The following is a 23858-nucleotide window of genomic DNA, read 5'->3' on the forward strand; positions in this document are numbered from 1 at the left end:
ACGTCGGAACGGATGCGGTGGTCTGAGTCATGCGAATTCCTGTTTCCTGGCTGCGCGAACATGTCGACCTGCCCGCCGAGCTGAGCCCCGAGGAGCTGGACCAGGCACTGGTCAACCTCGGTATCGAGGTCGAGTCCATCGTGGACCTGCGCGGCACCGTCACCGGGTCGCTGGTGGTCGGCGAGGTGCTCGAGATCGAGGAGCTGACCGGGTTCAAGAAGCCGATCCGGTTCGTCCGGGTCGACGTCGGCGCCGCGAACGGCACCGGCGAGCCGCAGGAGATCGTCTGCGGGGCGACCAACTTCGCCGTCGGCGACCGGGTGGTGGTGATCCTGCCCGGCGGCGTACTGCCCGGCGGGTTCGCGATCGGCGCCCGGAAGACGTACGGGCGCAACTCCAACGGGATGATCTGCTCGGTCCGCGAGCTGGGGATCGGCGACGACCACGCGGGCATCCTGGTGCTGCCCGAGGACGTGCCGGCCAAGCCCGGTGACGACGCGCGGCCGGTGGTCGGGCTCGACGACGTGGTCGTCGAGGTCGAGATCACCCCGGACCGGGGGTACGCGATGTCCGTCCGCGGCCTGGCCCGGGAGCTGTCGCACGCCTTCGAGGTGCCGTTCCGGGACCCGGGGCGCTCACCCGCGCCCGGGGCGACGCCGGAGCCGGCGTACCCGATCCGGGTCGTCGACACCGTCGGCTGCGACCGGTTCGCCGCGAGGGTGGTCCGGGGGATCGACCCGGCCGCCGAGTCGCCGACCTGGATGCGGCGGCGGCTGACCCACGCCGGCATCCGGACCATCTCGCTGCCGGTCGACATCACCAACTACCTCATGCTGGAGCTGGGTCAGCCGATGCACGCCTTCGACCTGGACGCGCTCCGGGGCGAGCTGGTGGTCCGCCGGGCGGTGCCGGGGGAGCGGCTGACCACGCTGGACGGGGTGGACCGGGCACTCGACCCGGAGGACCTGGTGATCTGCGACGCCGGCCTGCCCGGATCGGTGGCCGGTGACGGCGGAGTGCCGATCTCGCTCGCCGCCGTGATGGGCGGCGAGACCAGCGAGGTCGCCGACACCACCGTCGACGTGCTCTTCGAGGCGGCGCACTGGGACCCGGTGGTGGTCGGCCGGACGGCCCGCCGGCACCGGCTGTTCAGCGAGGCCGCCAAGCGCTGGGAGCGGGGCGTCGACCCGGCGCTGCCGCTGGTCGCCCTGGAGCGGGCGGTCGCGCTGCTCACCACGTACGGGGGAGGCACGGCCGGCGCCGAGGTGCTGGACGTCGACCACGTCAGCCCGCCGAACCGGATCGTCATCGACGCGGACCTGCCGGCCCGGCGGGCCGGGGTGCCGTACGAGCCGGCCCGGACGATGGCGCTGCTGGAGCGGGTCGGCTGCGCGGTGGCGGTCGGCGACGGGCGTGCCGGCAACGGCAACGGAAACGGAAACGGGGGGCGGCACGCGAGTGGGCCGGAGACCCTGGTGGTCACCCCGCCGACCTGGCGGCCCGACCTCACCGACCCGGCGGACCTGGTCGAGGAGGTGATCCGGCTGGACGGCTACGACAAGGTGCCGTCGGTGCTGCCGGTCGCCCCGCCCGGCCGGGGGCTGACCCCGGAGCAGCGGCGGCGCCGCTCGGTGAGCCGTACCCTCGCGGAGAGCGGCTTCGTCGAGGTGCTCTCCCCGCCGTTCGTCGCCGCGGAGCTGTCCGACCGGCTCGGCCTGCCCGCCGACGACCCGCGCCGCACCGCGGTACGCCTGGCCAACCCGCTGGCGGACACCGAGCCGCTGATGCGGACCATGCTGCTCGGCACCGTGCTCGGCACACTGCGCCGCAACCTCGGGCGGGGCCACCGCGACGTGGCGCTCTACGAGATCGGCATGGTCTTCCTGCCCCGGCCGGGAACCGCCCCGCCTCCCGCGATGGGTGTGGACCACCGGCCGAGTGACGAGGAGTTCCGGGCCGCCGACGCCGTCCTGCCGGACCAGCCGTGGCGGGTCGCCGCGGTGCTGACCGGCGAGGTGGAGCCGGCCGGCTGGTGGGGTGCGGGCCGTCCGGCCGGCTGGGCGGACGCCGTGGAGGCGGGCCGGAACGTGCTGGCCGCCGCCGGCATCCCCGGGCACCGGGTGGTGGTCCGGCAGGCCGGGTACGCGCCCTGGCACCCGGGCCGGTGCGCCGAGTTCCGGGTCGACGACGTACTGGTCGGGCACGCCGGTGAGCTGCATCCGGCGGTACTGGCCGAGCTGGACCTGCCGCCCCGGACCAGTGCTCTGGAGATCGACCTGGACGCCCTGCCGCCCGCCCCGGTGGTGTCGGCACCCCGGATCTCCGGCTATCCGCCCGCGCTGATCGACGTGGCGCTGGTGCTGGACGCCGGCGTGCCGGCCGACGAGGTGGGCCGGGCGCTGGCCGAGGGCGCCGGTGAGCTGCTGGAGTCGATCCGGCTCTTCGACGTCTACTCCTCTGAGCAGTTGGGGCAGGGGCGCCGGTCACTGGCGTACAAGCTGGTGTTCCGGGCGCCGGACCGGACGCTGACCGGCGAGGAGGCGGTGGCCGCCCGGGACGCGGCGGTGGCCGAGGCGGCCCGCCGGTTCGGGGCGGTGCTCCGGGGCGCCTGACCGGGACGCCGATCCCGACGGATGGTCGATCGCGGCCGTCGCGCTCCGGCGCGACGGCCGCGACGTTCTTCGGCGGGAGGATGTCGGCCGTCCCCGGTGCAGCGAGCCCGTCCGGTTTCGCGGATCTTGTACTCTACGGTCTCGCGGAGACGTCTCGGGGGTACGCGTCCGCAGACCCCGGGCGTCACTGTCCGGATTGGAAGATCGAACGTGACGCCGAACCCAACCAGATGGAACGCCCTGCTCAAGCCGCTCCGGATCTGGGGCCCGGTGCTCGCCCTGCTGCTGGTGCTGGCCGGAGCCGGGGCGTACGTGGTGGCCGGACTGCGCCCGTCGCCCACCTCACCGTCCCGGCCGGTGCTGGTCTCCAGTGGAGAGTGGGCCCCGTTCGTCGGCCCGGATCTGCCCGACGGCGGCCCGGTCACCGAGCTGGTGGTGGAGGTCCTCAGCCGCTCCGGCTACCGCCCCGAGATCAGGTACACCTCCTGGTCGCTGGCCGAGGAGCAGGTCCGCTCCGGTGCCACCATCGGGACGTTCCCGCTGGTGGGCAGCGAGTCCCGGCGGGCGGACCTGCTGCTGTCGGAACCGCTCGTCGACTTCGAGTACGTGCTTTTCTACAACCGCCGGGCCGGCCAGCCGAAGGTCTCGTCCGCCGCCGAGCTGGGTGCGCTGCGGGTCGGCGGCATCACCGGGTACGGCTACTGGGACGAGTTGGAGTCGGCGGTCACCGACTTCGTGGAGTTCCCGTCCACACTGGAGGGATTCCGGGCGCTGGCCGACGGCCGCATCGACCTGCTCGCCGAGGGGCTGCTCTCCGGCCAGGCGGCGCTGGCGGACCCCTCCTTCGCCGGTGACGTCGGCGACTTCGGCCACCTCCAGGGCGACGACCCGCTGATCCACTCCGTCGAGGGGCTGTACTTCATGATGACGGACAGCGCCGAGGCGGCCGTGGTGATGCGGGAGTTCAACCAGGTGCTCGCGGAGCTGCGCCGGAGCGAGGATTACGCGGAGATCGTCGCCGAACTCGACCCGCCCGCGCAGCGGGAGGTCATCCTCGACCCGGTCGGCGGTGCCGGACTGGTGGAGTTGCTGGACGAGCGCGGCAGACCGGTGCTGCTCGCCCCGCGGGGCACCCGGGCACAGGTGCTCGACTGGCCGGAGGAGTTCGTCGGCCGGGCCGGCCCGACCCCGGGGCGGATCCTGGTCGAGGTGAAGCTGACCAACGGGCCGGCGCAGGGGCGGGTACTGCACGTCGACGCCCGCGCACTCCGGCTGGGGACGGTGGGCCAGTGACCCAGCTACGGATCCTCGCCCCGGTGGTGGTCGACTTCTACGCCGTACCCGGAGCGGCGCTGCGGGAGCCGGAGGCGCACGCGCGGTTCTGGGCCGAGCGGCAGCCGGCCCTGGACGCGCTGCTGCCCCGGCTGGCGCCGCCCGTTCCGGCGGAGGTCGCCGGGTCGGCGTCGGCCGGGTCGCCGCCGGTGGTGGTGCTCAAGCACACCCGGCCGCGCAGTTCGCTGAACCTCTACCGCAGCATCAGCGAACACGCGGCGGAGCGGACGCTGCACGTGCTGACCGGCCGGCTCCGCCCGGAGCACCTGCCGGCGCGAACCGGTGACCTGCTGTGGGCCGGGCTCGTGGAGATCAGCTTCCGGCTGTACGACCACGGGCTGATGCTGCTGGAGATGCTGGCGGAGGTGGACCCCTGGCTGGCCGGGCAGACCGACCGGCTACCGGCCCGGCTCGACGAGCTGCAGGCCCGGGCGGTGGAATTGGGTGAGCAGACCGCCTGGGAGATCGTCCGGCGGTACCTGGACCCGGTGCTCGCGCTGCTGCGCGAGGCGGACCGGGACGAGGCGGTGCTGCGGGCGGCCACCCCGGCCGACGACTCGGTGACGGCGGAGTTCGGCGAGGCGCTCTGGGTGACCCGCAGTCTGGTGGTCGACCCGGTCGCGCCGGGTGCCGAGGAGATGACCCGGCACTGGGTCAAGGACGTCGTCATCGGCGACGACCAGCGGGCCCCGGCGGACCGGTTGCTCGACGGCGACCTCGACCACCTGGTCCGCTGGTTGAACTACCTCTTCCTGGACCGGACCGGTGCGGGTGGCCGGATGCTGCCCGGCGACCCGTACCGCGACCAGTGGGAGGCGCTGCGCTACGCCCAGGTCTTCTACGGAGTGCTGGAGCGGATCGACGCCCGGCTCTCGAAGATCCTCGCCGACTCTGCGGCGGCCGGCTCCCGGTGGGAGTTGGAGCAGCTCAAGGGAAAACTGACCGGGCTGAGCCAGCGGGCCGAGCTGATCATCATGGAGCGCCAGGACCTGTCGAAGTACCTCAAGCGGGCGGTACGGGTCGAGATGGACGCGATCCTCGACTTCTGGGACTACGAGAAGCTCCTGGAGCAGCCCGTACACTTCAAGATCGAACTCTGCGGACGGCGGCTGGCCGAACTCGCCGCCCGGCGTACGGCCCGGTCGGCGATGTTCACCGACCTGATCCTGCTCGGCATCGCCATGACGTCGATCCTCGGCACGGCGCTCGCGGTGACCGAGTTCGGCCGCTCCATCGCCAGCGATCCGGAGATGGCCGTCTACGACCTCGGCAGGTCCTCCCTGGTGGCCTGGGTCGCCTCGCAACCGGCGGATGCCATTCTGGTCACCTCCGGGGTGGTCTCCGCGCTGCTGGTCGTCGTGTACCTGTTCTTCCGGCGGGATCGCAGCGCATGAACTCCGTCGGTCCGACCGGAGCGGGTCCGGCCGCCCCGGCACCCCCGACCGGAGCGGGTCCGGCCGGCCCGGCATCCGTGGGGTCCGGTCCGGCAGCGGGGGAGTCCCGCCCGGCACCGGGGAAGCCTGGTCCGGCGTCCGTGGCGTTCGTGGTGTCCGGCCCGGCGTCCGTGGTGTCCGGCCCGGCGTCCGTGAAGTCCGGCCCCGATCTGGGTGGCCGGCACCGCGCCAGCCACGGCGAGGCTGGATGAGGCAGGCGCTGCGCAGCCGGGCGATCCGCACCTTCGCGGTCACCCAGTTCCTGCTGGAGGTCCAGTTCTGGTTTCCGATCTGGCTGATCTACCTGCTCGACCTCGGCTTCCCGCTGGCGACCGCGGTACTCGCCGACGGAGTGTTCCGGATCGTCTCGGTGGCCTGCGAGCTGCCGGTGGGTGTGCTCGCGGACCGGATCGGGCGGCGCCGGGCGTACCTGACGCTGGCCGGGGGTGCGGTGCTGACGTTCGCGGCGATCTCGCAGGTCCGTACCGTGCAGATGCTCTTCGCCGCGTGGGTGCTCTGGGCCGTACTCTGGGCGCTCACCTCCGGGGCGGCCAGCGCCTACCTCTACGAACTCTGCCTTCAGGACGACCTGGAGATCAATCCGGCCCGGGCCTTCGGGCTGATCCGGGCGGTGGGCAGCGGCTCGGTGCTGCTCTCCCTGCTCGCCGCCGGCTACCTGTACAAGATGGAACCGACGTTGCCGTTCACCGTCACCGCCGGGTTGGCCGGGTTGGCGTTCCTGCTCGCCCTGACCCTGCCGGAGATCGCCGGATCCCGCGTCACGACCACGCTCTCCTCGGTGTACGCCGACATCCGGGCCGCGGTGGCCGACGTGCGGCTGCGCCGGGCCGTGTGGCTGGGGGTCCTGCTGCTGCTGTTCGGCTGGAGCGCCCGGATACTGTTCCAGCCGCTGGCCCTGGAACTCGGGCTGTCCGCGCAGGTCACCGGCTGGATGTACGCGGCCTTCGCCGCTGCGTCGGTGCTCGGCGGCCTGTTGGCCGGATATGTCTCGGTGCCGCGCCGACGGCTCGCCCTGACCGTGTCGTTCCTGCTCGTGCTCGCGACCCTGGTCGCGGTGAGTCAGGCGGAGTGGCTCGGCCCGTTCCTGTTCCTGCCGGTGATGGGCCTCGGCTACGCGCTCGGGATGACGGTGCTGGAGGTGCTCACCAACGAGGTCGCCTCGCGCCGGGTCCGCGCCCTGGTCTTCGGGGTGGTCGCCAGCCTGGCCGGGGTCGGCATCGCGGTCGCCCGCCCCGCCCTCGGGATCCTGTCCGAGCGCCGCTCCACACCCTTCGCGGCCGGGGTGTGGGCCGGCGTCGGCGTCGGACTGGTGCTCCTGGCGGTGTGGCAGATCCTGAAGTTGCGGTCGGAGCCTCATGGTGGGATGCGCGGGCCAGACTCGCCCGGCCGGCGCCTGTGACATCGACGGCGCCTGTGACATCGAAGAATGGACATCTCGCCGGCGATGCTGAAGGATCTGCCTCGCACACGACTTTCGGAGGTTACGGGGTGGGGAGTCATCGACGGCGGGCGCTCGGGTGCGGCGTGCTGCTGGTGCTGCTGTTTGCCGGGGGATGTCGCGGGGCGGGGGTCAACACCTCGCCGCAGGCGTGCGACGACACCCGGACCGTGCTCGGCCAGTTCCATGGCCTGCGAGGCTCGGCGGAAGAGGTCCGGGCCACCCAGATCGAAGCCATGCAACCCGAATTGGCGAAGTTGGCGGAGTCCGCGGACGGCGACGTGAAGGGCGCGATCCAGCGCTTGGCCGACACCATTGAGGCGGCCGACATCGACTCTAGTCAGCCGGCCGCCACGCTGCGGCCCAAGCTGGCGGAGTTCGACACGGCGTTCGAGCAGGTCCGGCAGGAGTTCGACGAGATCTGCGACTGACGCATGTCGGGCCCGCGACCCACGATCGTCGGGGCGGTACCGAGGCTGCGGGACGATGCGGTGACCGCCGCCAGCCGAGTGACGGCGGGCGGCGCCGTGCCGGACGACCTCGTGGCCGGACGGGCTAGGCTCGGTTGACCGTCGAGCCCGGGACCGGGCCCGCAGATCGGGAGACCAGGTGGAGAGCCGCGCCACGGTGCTCATCGACCTCGGCGACGACCGCGGCCTCCCCGATGTCGAAACGCCGCCTTCGCCCGGGTCGCGCCGGGTTTCGGCGCGCTGGCTGGCGGGGCTGCTCTCCGGTTTCCTCGTGGTCTTCGGGGTCACCGCTGCCGCGCCGCCGGACGGTGCGCTGCGGCCGGTGGGCGGTCTCGACGTGCCGGCCGAGAGCACGTACTTCGTCGCCGACGACGTACTGCTCGTCTCCGCCGCGCTGGCCGGCCGGCCGGGCACCCTCACCGCGTACGACCTGCCGGGCGGGGACCGGCGCTGGACGGTACCGGTCACGATGGCCGGCCGGCACTTCGCGGAGCGGGTCGGCGAGATCCTGCTGGTCGCCGAACTCGACTCGGTCGGCCGGCGTACGGTGACCGCCGCCAGGTCGGTCCGCACGGGCGCGGTGCGGTGGAGCCGGCCGGGCCGGGTCATCCGGGTCGGCGGCAGCGACCTCGGGCTCGGGGTCTCCGAGGTGCGCAGCGTCTCCGGTGCCGGTCGACGGCTGGAGGGAGCGGTCGAGGCGGTGGACCTGGCCACCGGGGAGGTCCGGTGGCGGCTGCGGCTGGCGTCGACCGCGGTCGTGCAGCCGGTGCCCGGCGATCCGGCTCAGGCGCTGATCGTGCACGACAACGTCACGGCGGAACTGCGCGACCTCGCCACCGGTGCCCTGGTCGGCACCGGTGAACTGCCGCCGGCTGACTACGCACAGAGCAACCCCCGGGTGGTCAGCGGCCGGTTGGTGCTGCGGCACCCCGCCGGGCGGGAACCGGCCGTCAGCGGGTACGACCTGCCCGGGCTGACCCGACGGTGGACCCGGCCGGGTGACGGGATCGGCGAGCTGATCCGGGACTGCGCGGGGCTGGCCTGCCTGGACGGTGAATCGCGGGTGGTCGCGCTGGATCCGGCCAGCGGGGCGGAGCGGTGGCGCCGGGCCCGGCCCCGGGGGTGGAACTCGATCGTCTGGTCCCCGGACATCCTGATCCGGCCGGACGCCTACGACGGCCGGTCGCTGCTGGCCGTGGCCGACGGTGCGGCGCTGCGGATCCTCGGTGCCCTGCCACCGGGGGTGGTGGACTGCCGGGCCGGCCCGTCCGCCCTGGTCTGCCGGACGGCACCGGACCGGCTGGGCCTGTGGCAGTTGACCGGACCGGCCTGACCCCTGCCGCTCGGCGCAGATCCGGGCGAGACCACCGGGCTGCCGGTGGGGGACAACCAGCGTCCCGCCGGCTGCAGCCCACCGGGCTGGTCGGGGCTGCGGTGGCGGTCGATGGCCCGGCCGGGTAGATCGCGGAACGTCGGTCACCGTACCGCCGGGCAGCTCGACGCGGATGTGCAACTCCGGGTTCACCAGATCGAAAGATCATTCAGTCCACCGCATAGACTTGCAGTCGCCTGGCGATGTCTGCTAGCGTGCTCACTGCATAGAAATGCGGAGGTGGGCATGGGAATTCGAGTCGCGGTCGCCGGCGCGAGTGGCTACGCGGGTGGCGAACTGCTCCGGCTGATTGCCGGGCACCCCGAACTCGACCTGGTCGCCGCCACCGCACACAGTCAGGCCGGTCAGCCGGTCGCCGCCGTACACCCGCAGCTCACCGGCCTCGACCTGGTGCTCGGCCGGACCGAACCGGCGGTGCTCGCCGACGCGGACCTGGTCTTCCTGGCCCTGCCGCACGGCGAGTCGGCGGCGCTGGCCGCCGCCCTGCCCGGTGGGGTCCGCCTGGTGGACCTCGGCGCGGACCACCGGCTCACCGACGCCGCCGCCTGGAGCCGCTACTACGGCGGCACCCACGCCGGCGCCTGGACCTACGGCCTGCCGGAGCTGCCCGGCCAGCGGGCGGCGATCGCCGGTGCGACCCGGGTCGCCGCCACCGGCTGCTACGCGGTGGCCACCATCCTCGCCCTCGCCCCGCTGCTCGCCGCCGGGGTGGCCGCCCCGCACGACGTCGTGGTGGTCGCCGCCTCCGGCACCTCCGGAGCCGGCCGGTCGGCCAAGCCGCACCTGCTCGGCAGCGAGGTGATGGGCGACCTCTCGCCCTACAAGGTCGGCGCCCACCAGCACGTCCCGGAGATCAAGCAGGCCAGCGGGGCGACCGGGCTCTCCTTCACGCCGGTGCTGGCCCCGATGCCGCGCGGCATTCTGGCCACCGTCACCGCGCTGCCCGCCGACGGCGTACCGGCCGATCCGCGCGCGGTGCTGGCCGAGGCGTACGCGGACGCGCCGTTCGTGCATCTCCTGCCCGAAGGGCAGTGGCCGCACACCGCCGCCACGCTCGGCGGCAACTCCTGCCACCTACAGGCGACCGTCGACGTCGACTCCGGCCGACTGATCGTGGTCAGCGCCATCGACAACCTCGGCAAGGGTGCCGCCGGCCAGGCGGTGCAGTGCGCCAACCTGATGCTCGGGCTGCCGGAGACCACCGGCCTGTCCGCGCATGGGGTGGCACCGTGACCGGGGCGACGACGACAGCCGGGCCCCCGCCGGTCGCAGCAGGTGTCGCGGCAGTCGGATGGCCGTCGGTCGCGGCAGGTGTCGCGGCAGGTGTCGTGGCAGTCGGATGGGCGTCGGTGGCGGCAGGTGGCGTCGCGGCGGCGGGCTGCGTACCCGTCGGTTCGGCAGCGTCGCGGCCCCGCGTGCCCGCCGGGCACCGCGGGCCGGCGGAGATCGCGGCGGCAGGCAACCAGGGAGGGCCGGCATGAGCGAGCGGAGCGAGCGAGTCAGCCAGTTCAGTGCGGATGAGTCTCATGACGGCGCGGAGCGCAGCGGAGGGCCGGCATGAGCGAGCGGAGCGAGCGAGTCAGCCAGTTCAGTGCGGATGAGTCTCATGACGGCGCGGAGCGCAGCGGAGGGCCGGCATGAGCGTCACCGCGCCCCGGGGATTCCGGGCGGCCGGTGTCGCCGCCGGACTCAAGTCCAGCGGCGCCCGGGACGTCGCGCTGGTGGTCAACGACGGACCGGACGCCGCGGCGGCCGGGGTCTTCACCGCCAACCGGGTCAAGGCGGCACCGGTGCTCTGGAGCCAGCAGGTGCTCCGGGCCGGGCTGGTCCGGGCCGTGGTGCTCAACTCCGGCGGCGCCAACGCGTGCACCGGAGCGCCTGGCTTCCAGGACACCCACGCCACCGCCGAACACGCCGCCGCCGCGCTCTCCGGATCAACCGACGGCGGGCCGGCGGTCGGCGCCGGCGAGGTGGCGATCTGTTCGACCGGGCTGATCGGCGAGCGACTGCCGATGGAGCGGCTGCTGCCCGGAGTGGCCGCGGCGGTGGCCGGGCTGGCCGCCGACGGCGGACCGGCGGCGGCCGAGGCGATCATGACCACCGACACCCGGCCCAAGACGACCGTGGTCGCCGGCACCGGCTGGACGGTCGGCGGGATGGCCAAGGGCGCCGGCATGCTCGCGCCCGCGCTGGCCACCATGCTCTGCGTGGTCACCACCGACGCGGTCGCCGGACCGGCCGTGCTGGACGAGGCGCTCCGGGAGGCCTGCCGGGTCAGCTTCGACCGGGTCGACTCGGACGGCTGCCTCTCCACCAACGACACCGTACTGCTGCTGGCCAGCGGGGCCTCCGGGATCGCGCCGAGCCAGGCCGAGCTGACCGCCGCGGTCACCGAGGCCTGCCGGGACCTGGCCCGGCAACTGGTGGCCGACGCCGAGGGCGCCAGCAAGGAGGTCGCGATCGAGGTGGTCGGGGCGGCCGACGAGGACGACGCGGTCGAGGTCGGCCGGGCGGTCGCCCGGAACAACCTGGTCAAGACCGCGCTGTTCGGCAACGACCCGAACTGGGGCCGGATCCTCGCCGCCGTCGGCACCACGGCCGCGGCCTTCGAGCCGGACGGCATCGACGTGGCGGTCAACGGGATCTGGGTGTGCCGGTCCGGGGCCGCCGCCGAGGACCGGGCCAAGGTCGACCTCTCCGGCCGGCAGGTGACCATCCGGATCGACCTGCACGCCGGCCCGGCCGAGGCAACCATTTTGACCAACGACCTGTCGCACGCGTACGTGCACGAGAACTCGGCGTATTCGACGTGAGCGCGAGGAACGCGGCGAAGCGGAGTCCCGCAGTCGCGAACGAAACGCAGGCACGGCCATGATGCTGACCCGTGACCTGACCGAGGCGCAGCGCAAGGCGGCCACCCTCATCGAGGCGCTGCCCTGGCTGGCCCGTTTCTCCGGCTCCACCGTGGTGGTGAAGTACGGCGGCAACGCCATGATCGACCCGGAGCTGCAGCGGGCATTCGCCGCCGACATGGTCTTCCTGCGCTACGCCGGGCTCAAGCCGGTGGTGGTGCACGGCGGCGGTCCGCAGATCTCCGCCATGCTGCGCCGGCTCGGCATCGCCAGCGAGTTCAAGGGCGGGCTGCGGGTGACCACGCCGGAGGCGATGGACGTGGTCCGGATGGTGCTGGTCGGCCAGGTCGGCCGGGAACTGGTCGGTCTGATCAACGAGTACGGCCCGTACGCGGTCGGCCTCTCCGGCGAGGACGCCCGGCTCTTCACGGCGGTACGCCGGCCGGCGTACGTGGACGGCGAACCGGTCGACATCGGCCAGGTCGGCGACGTGGACCGGGTGAACGTCTCGGCGGTCGCCGACCTGATCTCGGCCGGCCGGATCCCGGTGATCTCCACCGTCGCGCCGGACGTCGACGGCGTACTGCACAACCTCAACGCCGACACCGCCGCCGCCGCGCTGGCCGTCGCGCTGCGGGCCCGCAAGCTGGTGGTGCTCACCGACGTACCCGGGCTCTACGCCGACTGGCCGGACACCGACAGCCTGGTCTCCGAGATCACCACCGGTCAGCTCGCCGACCTGCTGCCGAAGCTGGAGTCGGGAATGGTGCCGAAGATGGAGGCCTGCCTGCGGGCGGTCAGCGGCGGGGTGCCGGCGGCGCACGTGGTGGACGGGCGGGTGGCGCACTCGACCCTGCTGGAAGTTTTCACATCGGAAGGATTCGGCACGATGGTGGTTCCCGAGCCCGGGGCGGTCTCGCCATGACAACGACCCTGGTCGACCGCTGGACGCAGTCCATGATGGACAACTACGGGACCCCGCAGCTCGCGCTGGTCCGCGGCAGCGGCGCGGTCGTGGTCGACGAGGCCGGCCGGGAGTACGTCGACCTGGTCGGCGGCATCGCGGTCAACGCGCTCGGGCACGCCCACCCGGCGGTGGTCGAGGCGGTCTCCCGGCAGGTCGCCACCCTCGGGCACGTCTCCAACCTCTTCGTCGCCGAGCCGCCGGTGTCGCTGGCCGAACTGCTGCTGGCGCTGGCCGGCCGCCCCGGTCGGGTCTTCTTCGCCAACTCGGGCGCGGAGGCGAACGAGGCCGCCTTCAAGCTGTCCCGGCTGACCGGGCGTACCCAGGTGGTCGCCACCGAGGGCGGCTTCCACGGCCGGACCATGGGCGCGCTGGCGCTCACCGGCCAGCCGGCCAAGGTCGACCCGTTCCGCCCGCTGCCCGGCGAGGTGACCCACGTCCCGTACGGCGACGTCGAGGCGCTGGCCGCCGCGGTCACCGACCGGACCGCGATGGTGATCCTGGAACCGATCCAGGGCGAGAACGGCGTCGTCGTGCCGCCGCCCGGCTACGTCGCCGCGGCCCGGCGGATCACCGCCGCGCACGGCGCGCTGCTGGCGCTGGACGAGGTGCAGACCGGGATCGGGCGTACCGGGCACTGGTTCGCGCACCAGGCCGACGGGATCGAGCCGGACCTGGTCACCCTGGCCAAGGGGCTCGGCGGCGGGCTGCCGATCGGTGCCTGCCTGGCCTTCGGCAAGGCCGCCGAGCTGCTCCGGCCGGGCCTGCACGGCACCACCTTCGGCGGCAACCCGGTGAGCTGTGCCGCCGCCCTCGCCGTGATCTCCACCATCGCCAACGAGGGGCTGCTCGACCACGTGAAGCGGGTCGGCGAGCGGATCCGGCGCGGGGTGGAGGCGCTGGACCACCCGCTGGTGGCGCAGGTGCGCGGCGCCGGGCTGCTGCTCGGCATCGTGCTGCGGGCGCCGGCCGCCGCCGCGACCGCCGGGGTGCTGCGGGACGCCGGCTTCCTCACCAACCCGGTGCAGCCGGCGACGATCCGGCTGGCGCCGCCGCTGATCCTGAGTCTCGACCAGGCCGACGCGTTCCTCGCCGCCCTCCCGGTCGCCCTGGACGCGGCAGCACCGGGGGCGCTGGACGCGGCGGCACCGGGGGCGCTGGACGCGGCAGCACCGGCAGGACCGGAGACGTCGGCTCCGGCCGTCGTCGAGCAGAATCGGGGTGGACTCTGATGCCCCGGCACTTCCTGCGCGACGACGACCTCAGCCCGGCCGAGCAGTCGGCGGTACTGGACCTCGCCGCCCGGATGAAGTCTGATCGGTACGCCCTGCGCCCGCTCGCCGGCCCGCGGGCGGTGGCGGTGCTCTTCGACAAGCCGAGCCTGCGTACCCGGCTCTCCTTCGACGTCGGCATCGCCGAGTTGGGCGGCCACCCGATCGTGGTGGACACCCAGGTCACGCACTTCGGCCGGGGCGAGTCGCTGGTGGACGCGGCCCGGGTGCTGTCCCGGTACGTCGCCGCGATCGTGCTGCGCACCTTCGGCGACGACCGGATCGCCGAGCTGGCCGAGGGCGCGACGGTGCCGGTGGTGAACGGGCTGACCGACGGCTTCCACCCCTGCCAGCTCCTGGCCGACCTGCTCACCGTCCGCGAGCACTGTGGCGGCACCGCCGGCCGGACCCTGACGTACCTCGGCGACGCGGCCAACAACATGGCGCACTCCTACCTCGTGGGCGGGGCGACCGCCGGGATGCACGTCCGGGTCGCCGGCCCGGCCGGCCATGAACCCGACCCGGCCGTACTGGACCGGGCGGCCGAGATCGCGGCCGGCACCGGCGGCTCGGTACGCGTGCTGCGCGACCCGGTCGAGGCGGTGGCCGGCGCCGACGTGGTCGCCACCGACACCTGGACCTCGATGGGGCAGGAGGGCGACGGCCGGGACCGGTTCACCGCGTTCCAGCCGTACCAGGTCAACAAGACCCTGCTGGCCGGTGCCGCCCCGGAGGTCGTGGTGCTGCACTGCCTGCCGGCGCACCGGGGCGAGGAGATCACCGACGAGGTGCTCGACGGCCCCCGGAGCGCGGTCTTCGACCAGGCGGAGAACCGGCTGCACGCCCAGAAGGCGCTGCTCGCCTGGCTGCTGGAGCGGCACGCCGAGGAGCGCGCGGCCGCCGGGGAAGCCGCGGCGCAGCCGGCCGGCGAGCCGTCAGCGGCCTCGATCATCGCGTCCGTGGTCGGCGAGTCGGCATGACCGGACCACTGACCCGGGCCGCCCGGCACGCCCGGATCGTCGACCTGATCCGCGAGCGGGCGATCCGCTCGCAGACCGAGCTGGCCGACCTGCTCGCCGACGGTGGGGTGCAGGTCACCCAGGCCACTCTCTCCCGCGACCTGGAAGAGCTGGGCGCGGTCAAGGTGCGCGGCGGCGACGGACCGGCCGTCTACCTCATCCCCGAGGACGGCAAGCGGCCGCTGCGGGACGCCGAGCAGGCGCCGGCCCGGCTGATCCGGCTGCTGCGCGAACTGCTCAACGGGGTCGACTCCAGCGGCAACATCGCCGTGCTGCGCACCCCACCCGGTGCCGCCCAGTACCTGGCCAGCGCGCTGGACCGGGCGGGGCTGCCGGAGGTCGTCGGCACCATCGCCGGCGACGACACCATCCTCGTCGTGGCCCGCGAGGTCACCGGTGGCGCGGCGCTGGGGGAGAAGCTCTCCGCCTGGGCGGCCCGGGAAGAACATGCTGAGGGGAGCACGACACCATGAGTGAGCGTAGCGAGCGAATCATCAAATTCAGTGTGGATGTGCCTCATGGCGGCCCGGAGCGCAGCGGAGGGCTGGCATGAGTGAGCGTAGCGAGCGAATCATCAAATTCAGTGTGGATGTGCCTCATGGCGGCCCGGAGCGCAGCGGAGGGCCGGCATGAGTGACCGCGTCGTCCTGGCGTACTCCGGGGGCCTGGACACCTCGGTCGCCATTCCCTATCTTGCCGAGCAGACCGGCGCCGAGGTGATCGCGGTGGCGATCGACGTCGGACAGGGCGGCGAGGACCTGGCCGCGATCCGCCAGCGGGCGCTGGACTGCGGCGCCGCCGAGTCGGTGGTGGTCGACGCCCGCGAGGAGTTCGCGGCCGACTACTGCATCCCGGCGATGCGGGCCAACGCGCTCTACATGGACCGGTATCCGCTGGTCTCGGCGCTGTCCCGGCCGCTGATCGTCAAGCACCTGGCCGAGGCGGCGAAGTACTACGGCGGCACGATCGTGTCGCACGGCTGCACCGGCAAGGGCAACGACCAGGTCCGGTTCGAGGCCGGGCTCGGCGCCCTCGCCCCGGACCTCAAGGTGATCGCGCCGGCCAGGGACTTCGCCTGGACCCGGGACAAGGCGATCGCGTACGCCGAGGAGAAGGGGCTGCCGATCGACGTCACGCACAAGTCGCCGTACTCGATCGACCAGAACCTGTGGGGCCGGGCGGTGGAGACCGGGTTCCTGGAGGACATCTGGAACGCCCCGATCGAGGACGTCTACTCCTACACCGCCAACCCGGCCGAGCCGCGCGACCCGGACATCGTCGTGATCACCTTCGACGCCGGGGTACCGGTGGCGATCGACGGCGAGACGGTCACCCCGTACCAGGCGATCCTGGAGCTGAACCGGCGGGCCGGGGCCCAGGGTGTGGGCCGGCTCGACATGGTCGAGGACCGGCTGGTCGGCATCAAGAGCCGCGAGGTGTACGAGGCGCCGGGCGCGATCGCGCTGATCACCGCCCACCAGGAACTGGAGAACGTCACCGTGGAGCGGGACGTGGCCCGGTTCAAGAAGGGCGTCGACCAGCGCTGGGGCGAGCTGGTCTACGACGGCCTCTGGTTCTCGCCGCTGCGGCACGCGCTGGACGCGTTCATCGACGACACCCAGCAGCACGTCTCCGGCGAGGTACGGCTGGCCCTGCACGGCGGCCGGGCGGTGGTGACCGGCCGGCGTTCCGAGGCCAGCCTCTACGACTTCGGCCTGGCCACCTACGACACCGGCGACACCTTCGACCAGTCCCTGGCCAAGGGCTTCGTGCAGCTCTGGGGCCTGCCGAGCAGGATGGCGGCAGCCCGCGACGCCCGGTTGGGCGGCTTCGAGAAGTGAGGGGTTCAATGGTCGGCGTGGACGACAAGAGCTTGACCGAGAACAGTGCCGGGACCAACCGTACGAGCCTCTGGGGTGGCCGGTTCGCCGGTGGTCCCGCCGAGGCGTTGGCCCGGTTGTCGGTCAGCGTCCAGTTCGACTGGCGGCTCGCCCCGTACGACCTGGCCGGCTCCCGGGCACACGCCCGGGTGCTGGCCGCTGCCGGCCTGCTCGACCCGGACGAGCTGGGCCGGATGCTGGCCGCGCTGGACGACCTGGAGGCGGCGGTGCTCACCGGCACCTTCCGGCCCACGGTCGAGGACGAGGACGTGCACACCGCGCTCGAACGCGGCCTGCTGGAACGCCTCGGCACGCTCGGCGGCAAGCTACGGGCCGGCCGGTCCCGCAACGACCAGGTCGCCACCGACCTGCGGCTCTATCTGCGCGATCACGCCCGGGGGCTGGCCGCCCGGATCGTCGGGCTGGCCGACGCGCTGGTCGAGCAGGCGGCCCGCAACCTGGAGACACCGGCGCCGGGGATGACCCACGTGCAGCACGCCCAGCCGGTCTCCTTCGGACACTGGCTGCTGGCACACGTCCAGCCGCTGCTGCGGGACCTGGAGCGGCTGCGCGACTGGGACCACCGGGCCGCGGTGAGCCCGCTCGGCGCGGGCGCGCTGGCCGGTTCCGGGCTGCCGCTCGACCCGGTGGCGGTCTCCAAGGAGCTGGGCTTCCGGACCTCGTTCGCCAACTCGATGGACGCGGTCGCCGACCGGGACTTCGTGGCCGAGTTCCTCTTCGTCACCGCGCTGCTCGGGGTGCACCTGTCCCGGATCGGCGAGGAGGTGGTGATGTGGACCTCGCAGGAGTTCGGCTGGGTGGAGCTGGACGACTCGTTCGCCACCGGTTCGTCGATCATGCCGCAGAAGAAGAACGCCGACGTCGCCGAGCTGGCCCGGGGCAAGTCCGGCCGGCTGATCGGCGGGCTGGTCACCGTGCTGACCATGCTCAAGGGCCTGCCGATGGCGTACGACCGGGACATGCAGGAGGACAAGGAGCCGGTGTTCGACGCGATCGACACGCTCGATCTGGTGCTGCCGGCGCTGGCCGGGATGGTCTCCACCATGACCGTCCGGGTGGACCGGCTCGCCGCCGCCGCCCCGGTCGGCTTCTCGCTGGCCACCGAGGTCGCCGACTGGCTGGTCCGCAAGGGCGTGCCGTTCCGGGAGGCGCACGAGGTGACCGGCCGGCTGGTGGCGCTCTGCGTGGCCCGGGACTGCGAGCTGGACGAGGTCTCCGACGACGACCTGCGGCTGGTCAGCGAGCACCTCGACCCCGGTGTCCGGGACGTGCTGTCGGTCCGCTCCGCGCTGGCCGCCCGGACCACGCCCGGCTCGACCGGACCGGGTCCGGTCGCCGACCAGCTCGCCGCCGCCGCCGACCAGCTCGACGGCTGGCGGGAGTGGTCCACCGAGCAGGTCCTGCCGCGTACCTGACGGATCGCGGGACCTCCCCGGACCCGTCGGCGGATCGACGCGGCGCCCGGGGAGGTCCGGTTCCCGCTGGCGTCGACCGGGCGGACGCCGTCCCGGCGACAGGGGCGGGATCCGCCGTCCGGCGCATGGCGCAGCGCCTCGGACGTCGATAATCTTCGTTCCGGGCGCCCCGTCGGGCGTACCGGCGATGGATGGGGTGGTGAGCTGCGTTGAGGCCGCTGCCGGCGACGTACCGGATGCCGAGAGACATGATCGGCTATTTCGTCGTCCTGACCGTCGTCGTGATGCTGCCGGTCGGTTACGCCGCGCTGGGCACCGGGCTGCCCGGCTGGCTGTCGGCGGTGATCCTGCTGGGGACCCTCGGCCTGCTGCTCGGGGTGGCCCTGCGGGTGTCCCGGATGGGGACGGTGGTCAGCGCCGACGGGATACTCCGGCGTGGCTTCCTCGGCGACCGGCGGTACGCCTGGTCGGAGATCCACGACTTCCACCTGCACGACAATCGGGGAGTGACCCGGGTCGGCCCCTTCGACGTCACCTCCCGGTACGTGGTGGCCGTCTACGACCAGCAGCAGCAGCGGCGGCGCAGGACGCTGTTCTTCCTCGACGAGCGGGCCTTCTCCGGAGCGGACAGGTTCCTGGCGGAACTCCAGGAGATCATCCAGTTCTGGCAGCAGCACCGCGGGCAGCCGAGGACCACCGGCCGCCGGTGAGCCGGTGACCGCGGCGGTAACCGGTTTGTGGGCCGGTCGGATCCGTGGCACGATCCTCCGGTCAGCGCCGAGAGGAGGTGAGCCCGATGCAGTGCGACCGTTTCGTTCGGGCATCCTCTCCGGCCTTCCGCCTCCGCTGACTCCGGCGCATTCCGTGCCATAGCGGTCCGGGGACGATGCCCTCCGTTCCGGAGGACTTCTGATGATTTCCCCGTTCCAGATCGAGGTATCCGACCCGGTCCTCGACGACCTGCGCGTCCGGCTGCGCCGTAGCCGGTTCACCGACCGCAGCGGTGACCGGCCCTGGCAGGCCGGCACCGATCCCGACTATCTCCGAGAGCTGGTCGGCTACTGGGCCGACGGCTTCGACTGGCGGGCCCGGGAGGCCGGGCTGAACGCGTACCCGCAGTTCCTGGCCGAGGTCGACGGCCGGCGACTGCACGTCGTGCGGATGGCCGGACGACGGCCGGCCGGGGTACCGGCACCGCCGCCGCTGCTGCTGGCCCACGGCTGGCCGAGCAGCTTCGTGGAGCTGCTGCCGCTGGCCGACCGGCTGACCGATCCCGGCCGGTACGGAGCCGATCCCGCGACCGCCTTCGACGTGGTGGTGCCGTCGATGCCCGGTTTCCTCTACTCCGAACTGCCGGCGGAGCCGCTCACCCGGGCCGCCATGGCCCGGACGCTGCACCGGCTGATGACCGAGCTGCTCGGCCAGCACCGGTACGGCGTCTTCGGCGGTGACATCGGCGGAGCGGTGGCCGGCTGGCTGGGTGCGGCGTATCCCGACCACGTCCGGGGGGTCCACCTGATCCATCCGCCCTTCCCGGCCAGCTTCGACGCCCGGCCCCTGGACCCGGCCGAGCGCGCCTTCATCGAGGCCGAGCAGCGCTACGACGAGACCGACGGCGGCTACAGCGCGATCATGGGTACCCGGCCGGACACCATCGCGGCGGCGCTGGTCGACTCGCCGGCCGGGCTGGCGGCCTGGCTGGTCGACAAGTATCGGGACTGGAGCGACTGCCACGGCGACCTGGCCAGCCGGTTCGACCCGGACACCCTGCTCACCGTGCTCACCCTCTACTGGGTCACCGGGGCGGTCGGCTCGTCGTTCCGGCAGTACCTCGACTATCCGCACAACCCGCCCCGGCCGGACATCACCGTGCCGGTGGCGGTCACCCTGAGCACGGAACCGGGCCTGGCCGGGTTCCCTCGCCAGCTCGCCGAGCGGGCCTGCCGAGACCTGCGCCAATGGACCGAACCGGGGGTCGGCGGCCACTTCATGCCGCACGAGGAGCCGGACCTGCTCGCGGACGAGATCCGCGGATTCTTCGGCTCGCTCGGCGCCGCCTGACGAAGCTGTCCGACCAGTTGTGAACCTGAGGTTTACGGTGCTACCGTCGCGTTGTAAACCTCAGGTTGTCAGGAGTGGACCATGGCACGGGTACGCCGGACGGAAGCAGCCTTCGATCAGCTCTCCGAGCGGGAGTACGACGAACTCGTCGGTCTCGTCGTCGAGTTCAGCCGGCGGCTCACCGGGATGCTGGCCGGACACCCGTCGTTCGCTGCCCCCGAGGGTGGGTCGAAGCCCGGCGACGTCGCCGACGAGCGGCTGCGCCGGGCGGCGTACCTGCGCCGGGTCCGGGCCGGCCAGGCCGCGCAGGCGCTGCTCGCCGAGGTGGCCGCCGGATGTGCCGCCGAGGACGCGGCGGACGCCGTCTGGCTGGGGGCCAGCCTGGCCGACCTGGGGGAGTCGACCGGCAGCACCCGGCAGGCGGCCCGGAAGCGCTGGCCCGAGCTGGGCCGGATCCACCGGACCCGGCGCTGGGTCTGCGGGCACGCCGACGACCTGGTCACGGTCTTCCGGATGGTGCTGGACCAGGCGCCCGGCTACACCGCCCCGGAAAGGTCCGCCGCGCCCCTCGACCGGGCGGTACGCGGGCTGGACGCCGCGCTCGCCGAGACGCTGCGATCCCGCGACTCCGGCTCGGTACTCGATCCGGCGACCGGGCGTCCGGTCCGGTGGCGCCGGCTGGCGGACGCGGTGGACCGACACCTCCGTGTCGTGGTCGGGTTGGCCGGCGCGAGCACGCCGGAGGCGGAGACCGCCCTCGCCGCCGCCCGGGGCGTACTGGCGCACCATGACGCGGTCGCGGCGGCTACGGACGGTTGACCGAGGGTCCGTCCCGGCCGTCCGGTCCGTGGGCGCCGCCGGCCGACCGCTGACCAGGATCCTGCCTGCTACGTTGCCGTGGCGCGGTCCGGCGTGCCGAGCCGTTCGCCCCGGCGGCACGCCGGCCGGAGGCGGGTGTTCCCGAGTTGGCCGCACGCCCGTTGTCGCCGTACGGGCAGGGCAGGGCGGAGACCCGGACCAGGGCGTCGAGATGGCCGAGCGGGCTGCCGTCCTGGGCGAGCCGCTGGCCGCTGATCCAGACCCACTGGTTGTCGTAGTACGTCGACAGGTCGAGGCGGACGAACTCGACCATGAGGCGGAGCGGGTGGCTGCCGTACCGCCAGTCCTCCTTGGCCAGTTCGAGCACGGTGCCGGGCGGCACGTTCGGTGACGCGGACGGGGTGGCGCTCATCGGAACCGCCGGGCGGGGGTGTTGCGGCGTACGCCCACGCCCGTACTGGCGCAGGCCGGGCAGCTCAGACTGCCGCCGCACGCCGCACACCAGCGGCGGGACGTTCGGTAGGTACACAGGCCGGCGATGAAACCCAACGCCATCCCGGCGAGCCCTGCCGCGGTGACATACATGATGGGTCCTCCATTTCGGCGACTGAAAGTTACCTTTGCGTCGCCTATCGCAACCTGCAAGGCCGGGGGCCGAGATCGCGAGCGAGTGAGCAATTGAGCGTCATGAATCATCGGTGCGGCGGCCGACCCGGAGGTGACGCTCGTACCGGCGTCGTGGCAGAATAGTGAGCATGACTCACGGTGTGGCGGGCACATGATTGGCGACAAACATTACGCGGCGCTGGACCAGATACTCGAACTCGTCGTGTTGATCAATGACGACATGACCCGGAGCCTGGCCCAGGACGGGCTGACCGTCTCGCGTACGCACCTGCTCTGGGAGCTGCGCCGGCACGGTCCGATGACCCAGCGGGACCTCGCCGCCGCGCTCAAGGTGAGTGCCCGCACCGTCACCGGGCTGGTCGACGGGCTGGAGGCGACCGGATTCGTCAGCCGTCAGCCGCACCCGACCGACCGGCGGGCGACCCTGGTCACCTTCACCGAGCGGGGCCGGCAGACGGTCGAGGCCATGGAGCGCGGCCAGCAGGAGTTCGCCCACCTGCTGTTCGCGGAGATGCCGGCGGAGCGGTTCGAGTGCCTCACCGCCGGGCTGGGCGAGATCCTCACCCGGCTGCGCGGGATCGGCCTGGCGCAGCAGCAACCCGGAGGCGACCGATGACCCGGACCACGTTCCCGAAGGCACTGACGACAGCCTGGTCGCTGCTGCGCAGGGCCACCGTCTACGAGCTGGGCATGTGGCGCAGCCTGTTCCGCTGGATCCTGCGCCGGCCGACCGGCCCGGACGGCACGGTGGCCTTCGGGTACGCGGGCGTGGTGACGCCGCTGCTGATCGTCTTCATCGTGGTCTCCACGATCGAGATCCCCGTGCTCGACCTGATCCTGCCCTGGAAAATCGCCCGGATCGTCGCCGCCGCGCTCGGCGTCTACGGGGTGTTCTGGATGATCGGGTTGCTGGCCAGCCTGCGGGTGCATCCCCACCTGGTCGGCGAGGCGGGGATCCGGGTCCGCAACGGCATCTCGATCGACCTCACCCTGCCCTGGGACGCGATCGAGACGGTACGCAGGCGGCACCGCTCGCTCCCGTCCGGCCGTACCGTGCAGCTGGAGCGGACCGAGACCCGGATCGTGCTCAACATCGGGGTCTCCAGCCAGACCGCCGTCGACATCCTGCTGCGCGAGCCGATCGTGCTGCCGGTGCCGAAGGGTACCGAGGAGCCCGTGCACGAGTTGCGGGTCTACGCCGACGACGCCGAACGGTTCGTCACCTGCGCCCGCCAGTTCCTCCGCACCGCCCTGCCCGAGCGCGCCGGATAGCCGGCCGGCGCGCCCCATGGCCTGGCGCGCCATATGGCCTGGCGCCGCGCCGCCCGGCCGAGTCGCCGTGGCCGTCCGGGGCCGGAAGCGACCCCGGAGCCTTCCGGACCGCGGGATTCCGGACGGGCCCCGCTGGTCAGGCCGGGGTCAGAAAGTGCCCGTCGGCCCGGATGAGCTCCCCGGTGACGTGCCCGTTCGCCGCCGAGCAGAGGAAGACGACGAGGTTGGCGACCTCGCCGGCCTCGGTGGTCCGTCCGGTGGCGGCAGCCGCGGCGGCCTGCCGGAGCAGCGGCTCGGGAAGCTTCCGCTCGCCGACCACCAGCCCGGCCATCACCAGGTTGGTCAGGATGCCGGCCGACGCCAGCTCCCGGGACATGGTCCGGGTCAGCCCGTGCAGTCCGGCCTTCGGCGTCACGTACGCCGAGCTGCCGACCCGGCCGTCCTCGACCAGCCCGGACGAGATGTGCACGATCCGGCCCCACCCGTTCGCCCGCATCGTCCCCACCACCGCCTGGGAGAGCAGGAAGTGCCCGAGCAGGTTGGCCGCCAGCGAGGCGCGCATCCGTGCCGCCGGTGCGGTCTCGAAGAGTTCGTCCGGTGCGGGGTGGTCGGGAAACGCGACCGCGTTGTTGACCAGTACGTCCACGCCGCCCAGCGCGGCGTGGGCCTGCTCGGCGCCCCGGCGTACGGCGCTCTCGTCGCCGAGATCCAGCCGCACCGGCACGGCCTTGCCGCCGGCCTGCTCCACCAGCGTGGCGGTGTGCCGGGCGCCGGCCTCGTTCCGGTGGTACCCGACCGCCACGCGGGCGCCCTCGCCGCCGAAGGCCACCGCCGTGGCCCGGCCGATGTTGCTCGACGCTCCACTGACCAGTACGCGCTTGCCGGCAAGTCCCAGTTCCATCCCGTACGCCTTCCGTCAGCCGGCTGACCATTTAGTTAGCCGGCTAAGTATTTACCT

At 73.1% G+C, this 23858-nt stretch carries 21 protein-coding genes; 19 read left to right on the forward strand and 2 right to left on the reverse strand.

All coding sequences use genetic code 11. From position 1 onward, the window contains the following. Positions 1-29 precede the first annotated feature (29 nt). From pheT to ACQEVC_RS23225, 17 genes are all read left to right on the forward strand, one after another. Positions 30-2612, forward strand: coding sequence for a phenylalanine--tRNA ligase subunit beta (pheT, locus tag ACQEVC_RS23145; protein WP_432880986.1), 2583 nt, complete (start codon positions 30-32; stop codon positions 2610-2612). 210 nt (positions 2613-2822) lie between these two features. After that, positions 2823-3905: a substrate-binding periplasmic protein gene (locus tag ACQEVC_RS23150; RefSeq protein WP_432880989.1), complete on the forward strand. Its 1083-nt coding sequence runs from the start codon at positions 2823-2825 to the stop codon at positions 3903-3905. Next, the gene (locus tag ACQEVC_RS23155; protein ID WP_432880992.1) at positions 3902-5338 is read left to right on the forward strand and encodes a hypothetical protein; all 1437 of its coding nucleotides are present in this window, start codon (positions 3902-3904) and stop codon (positions 5336-5338) included. Before ACQEVC_RS23150 ends, ACQEVC_RS23155 begins: the two co-directional genes overlap by 4 nt. 247 nt (positions 5339-5585) lie before the next feature. Next, the gene (locus ACQEVC_RS23160; protein WP_432880994.1) at positions 5586-6797 is read left to right on the forward strand and encodes an MFS transporter; all 1212 of its coding nucleotides are present in this window, start codon (positions 5586-5588) and stop codon (positions 6795-6797) included. Between the two features lie 125 nt (positions 6798-6922). Next, complete coding sequence (locus tag ACQEVC_RS23165; RefSeq protein ID WP_432880997.1) at positions 6923-7267, forward strand: hypothetical protein; 345 nt, start codon at positions 6923-6925, stop codon at positions 7265-7267. 178 nt (positions 7268-7445) lie between these two features. Continuing rightward, positions 7446-8639 (forward strand): PQQ-binding-like beta-propeller repeat protein, encoded by a 1194-nt coding sequence (locus ACQEVC_RS23170; RefSeq protein ID WP_432880999.1) that lies wholly within the window; start codon positions 7446-7448, stop codon positions 8637-8639. Positions 8640-8924: 285 nt separating this feature from the next. After that, positions 8925-9932: an N-acetyl-gamma-glutamyl-phosphate reductase gene (gene argC, locus ACQEVC_RS23175; RefSeq protein WP_432881001.1), complete on the forward strand. Its 1008-nt coding sequence runs from the start codon at positions 8925-8927 to the stop codon at positions 9930-9932. Between the two features lie 404 nt (positions 9933-10336). Continuing rightward, the gene (gene argJ, locus ACQEVC_RS23180; RefSeq protein WP_432881004.1) at positions 10337-11512 is read left to right on the forward strand and encodes a bifunctional glutamate N-acetyltransferase/amino-acid acetyltransferase ArgJ; all 1176 of its coding nucleotides are present in this window, start codon (positions 10337-10339) and stop codon (positions 11510-11512) included. Between the two features lie 58 nt (positions 11513-11570). Next, positions 11571-12476, forward strand: a complete 906-nt coding sequence (gene argB / locus ACQEVC_RS23185; protein ID WP_432881006.1) for an acetylglutamate kinase — start codon at positions 11571-11573, stop codon at positions 12474-12476. Next, on the forward strand, positions 12473-13747 hold the full coding sequence (locus tag ACQEVC_RS23190; protein ID WP_432881008.1) for an acetylornithine transaminase: 1275 nt from the start codon (positions 12473-12475) through the stop codon (positions 13745-13747). The genes argB and ACQEVC_RS23190 overlap by 4 nt, the downstream gene beginning before the upstream one ends. After that, the gene (gene argF, locus ACQEVC_RS23195) at positions 13747-14766 is read left to right on the forward strand and encodes an ornithine carbamoyltransferase (protein ID WP_432881011.1); all 1020 of its coding nucleotides are present in this window, start codon (positions 13747-13749) and stop codon (positions 14764-14766) included. Before ACQEVC_RS23190 ends, argF begins: the two co-directional genes overlap by 1 nt. Continuing rightward, on the forward strand, positions 14763-15278 hold the full coding sequence (locus ACQEVC_RS23200) for an arginine repressor (protein ID WP_432881014.1): 516 nt from the start codon (positions 14763-14765) through the stop codon (positions 15276-15278). Before argF ends, ACQEVC_RS23200 begins: the two co-directional genes overlap by 4 nt. A gap of 156 nt (positions 15279-15434) precedes the next feature. Further along, complete coding sequence (locus ACQEVC_RS23205; protein WP_432881016.1) at positions 15435-16646, forward strand: argininosuccinate synthase; 1212 nt, start codon at positions 15435-15437, stop codon at positions 16644-16646. A gap of 8 nt (positions 16647-16654) precedes the next feature. Then, a complete protein-coding gene (argH, locus tag ACQEVC_RS23210) occupies positions 16655-18121 on the forward strand; it encodes an argininosuccinate lyase (protein WP_432881018.1) in 1467 nt (488 codons plus the stop codon). A gap of 209 nt (positions 18122-18330) precedes the next feature. Beyond that, positions 18331-18831, forward strand: coding sequence for a PH domain-containing protein (locus tag ACQEVC_RS23215; protein ID WP_432881020.1), 501 nt, complete (start codon positions 18331-18333; stop codon positions 18829-18831). Positions 18832-19033: 202 nt separating this feature from the next. Continuing rightward, positions 19034-20182 (forward strand): epoxide hydrolase family protein, encoded by a 1149-nt coding sequence (locus tag ACQEVC_RS23220; protein ID WP_432881022.1) that lies wholly within the window; start codon positions 19034-19036, stop codon positions 20180-20182. Between the two features lie 81 nt (positions 20183-20263). Beyond that, positions 20264-21001: a hypothetical protein gene (locus tag ACQEVC_RS23225; protein ID WP_432881024.1), complete on the forward strand. Its 738-nt coding sequence runs from the start codon at positions 20264-20266 to the stop codon at positions 20999-21001. On the opposite strand, the gene ACQEVC_RS23230 is transcribed toward ACQEVC_RS23225, so the two are convergent. Further along, entirely contained in the window at positions 20988-21494 is a 507-nt protein-coding gene (locus ACQEVC_RS23230; RefSeq protein ID WP_432881026.1) for a hypothetical protein, read from the reverse strand. The genes ACQEVC_RS23225 and ACQEVC_RS23230 overlap by 14 nt on opposite strands. Before the next feature lie 285 nt (positions 21495-21779). Between ACQEVC_RS23230 and ACQEVC_RS23235 the strand changes: the two genes are divergently transcribed. Together ACQEVC_RS23235 and ACQEVC_RS23240 are read left to right on the forward strand one after the other, a co-directional pair. Further along, complete coding sequence (locus ACQEVC_RS23235) at positions 21780-22244, forward strand: MarR family winged helix-turn-helix transcriptional regulator (protein ID WP_432881029.1); 465 nt, start codon at positions 21780-21782, stop codon at positions 22242-22244. Beyond that, a complete protein-coding gene (locus tag ACQEVC_RS23240) occupies positions 22241-22900 on the forward strand; it encodes a PH domain-containing protein (protein WP_432881030.1) in 660 nt (219 codons plus the stop codon). The genes ACQEVC_RS23235 and ACQEVC_RS23240 overlap by 4 nt, the downstream gene beginning before the upstream one ends. Positions 22901-23036: 136 nt before the next feature. Here the strand turns inward: ACQEVC_RS23240 and ACQEVC_RS23245 are convergent, their stop codons facing one another. Next, complete coding sequence (locus ACQEVC_RS23245) at positions 23037-23801, reverse strand: SDR family NAD(P)-dependent oxidoreductase (protein WP_432881033.1); 765 nt, start codon at positions 23799-23801, stop codon at positions 23037-23039. Positions 23802-23858: the final 57 nt, after the last annotated feature.

It is taken from the genome of Plantactinospora sp. CA-294935, from assembly GCF_050936445.1.
In the GTDB taxonomy this organism is placed as follows: Bacteria; Actinomycetota; Actinomycetes; order Mycobacteriales; family Micromonosporaceae; genus Plantactinospora.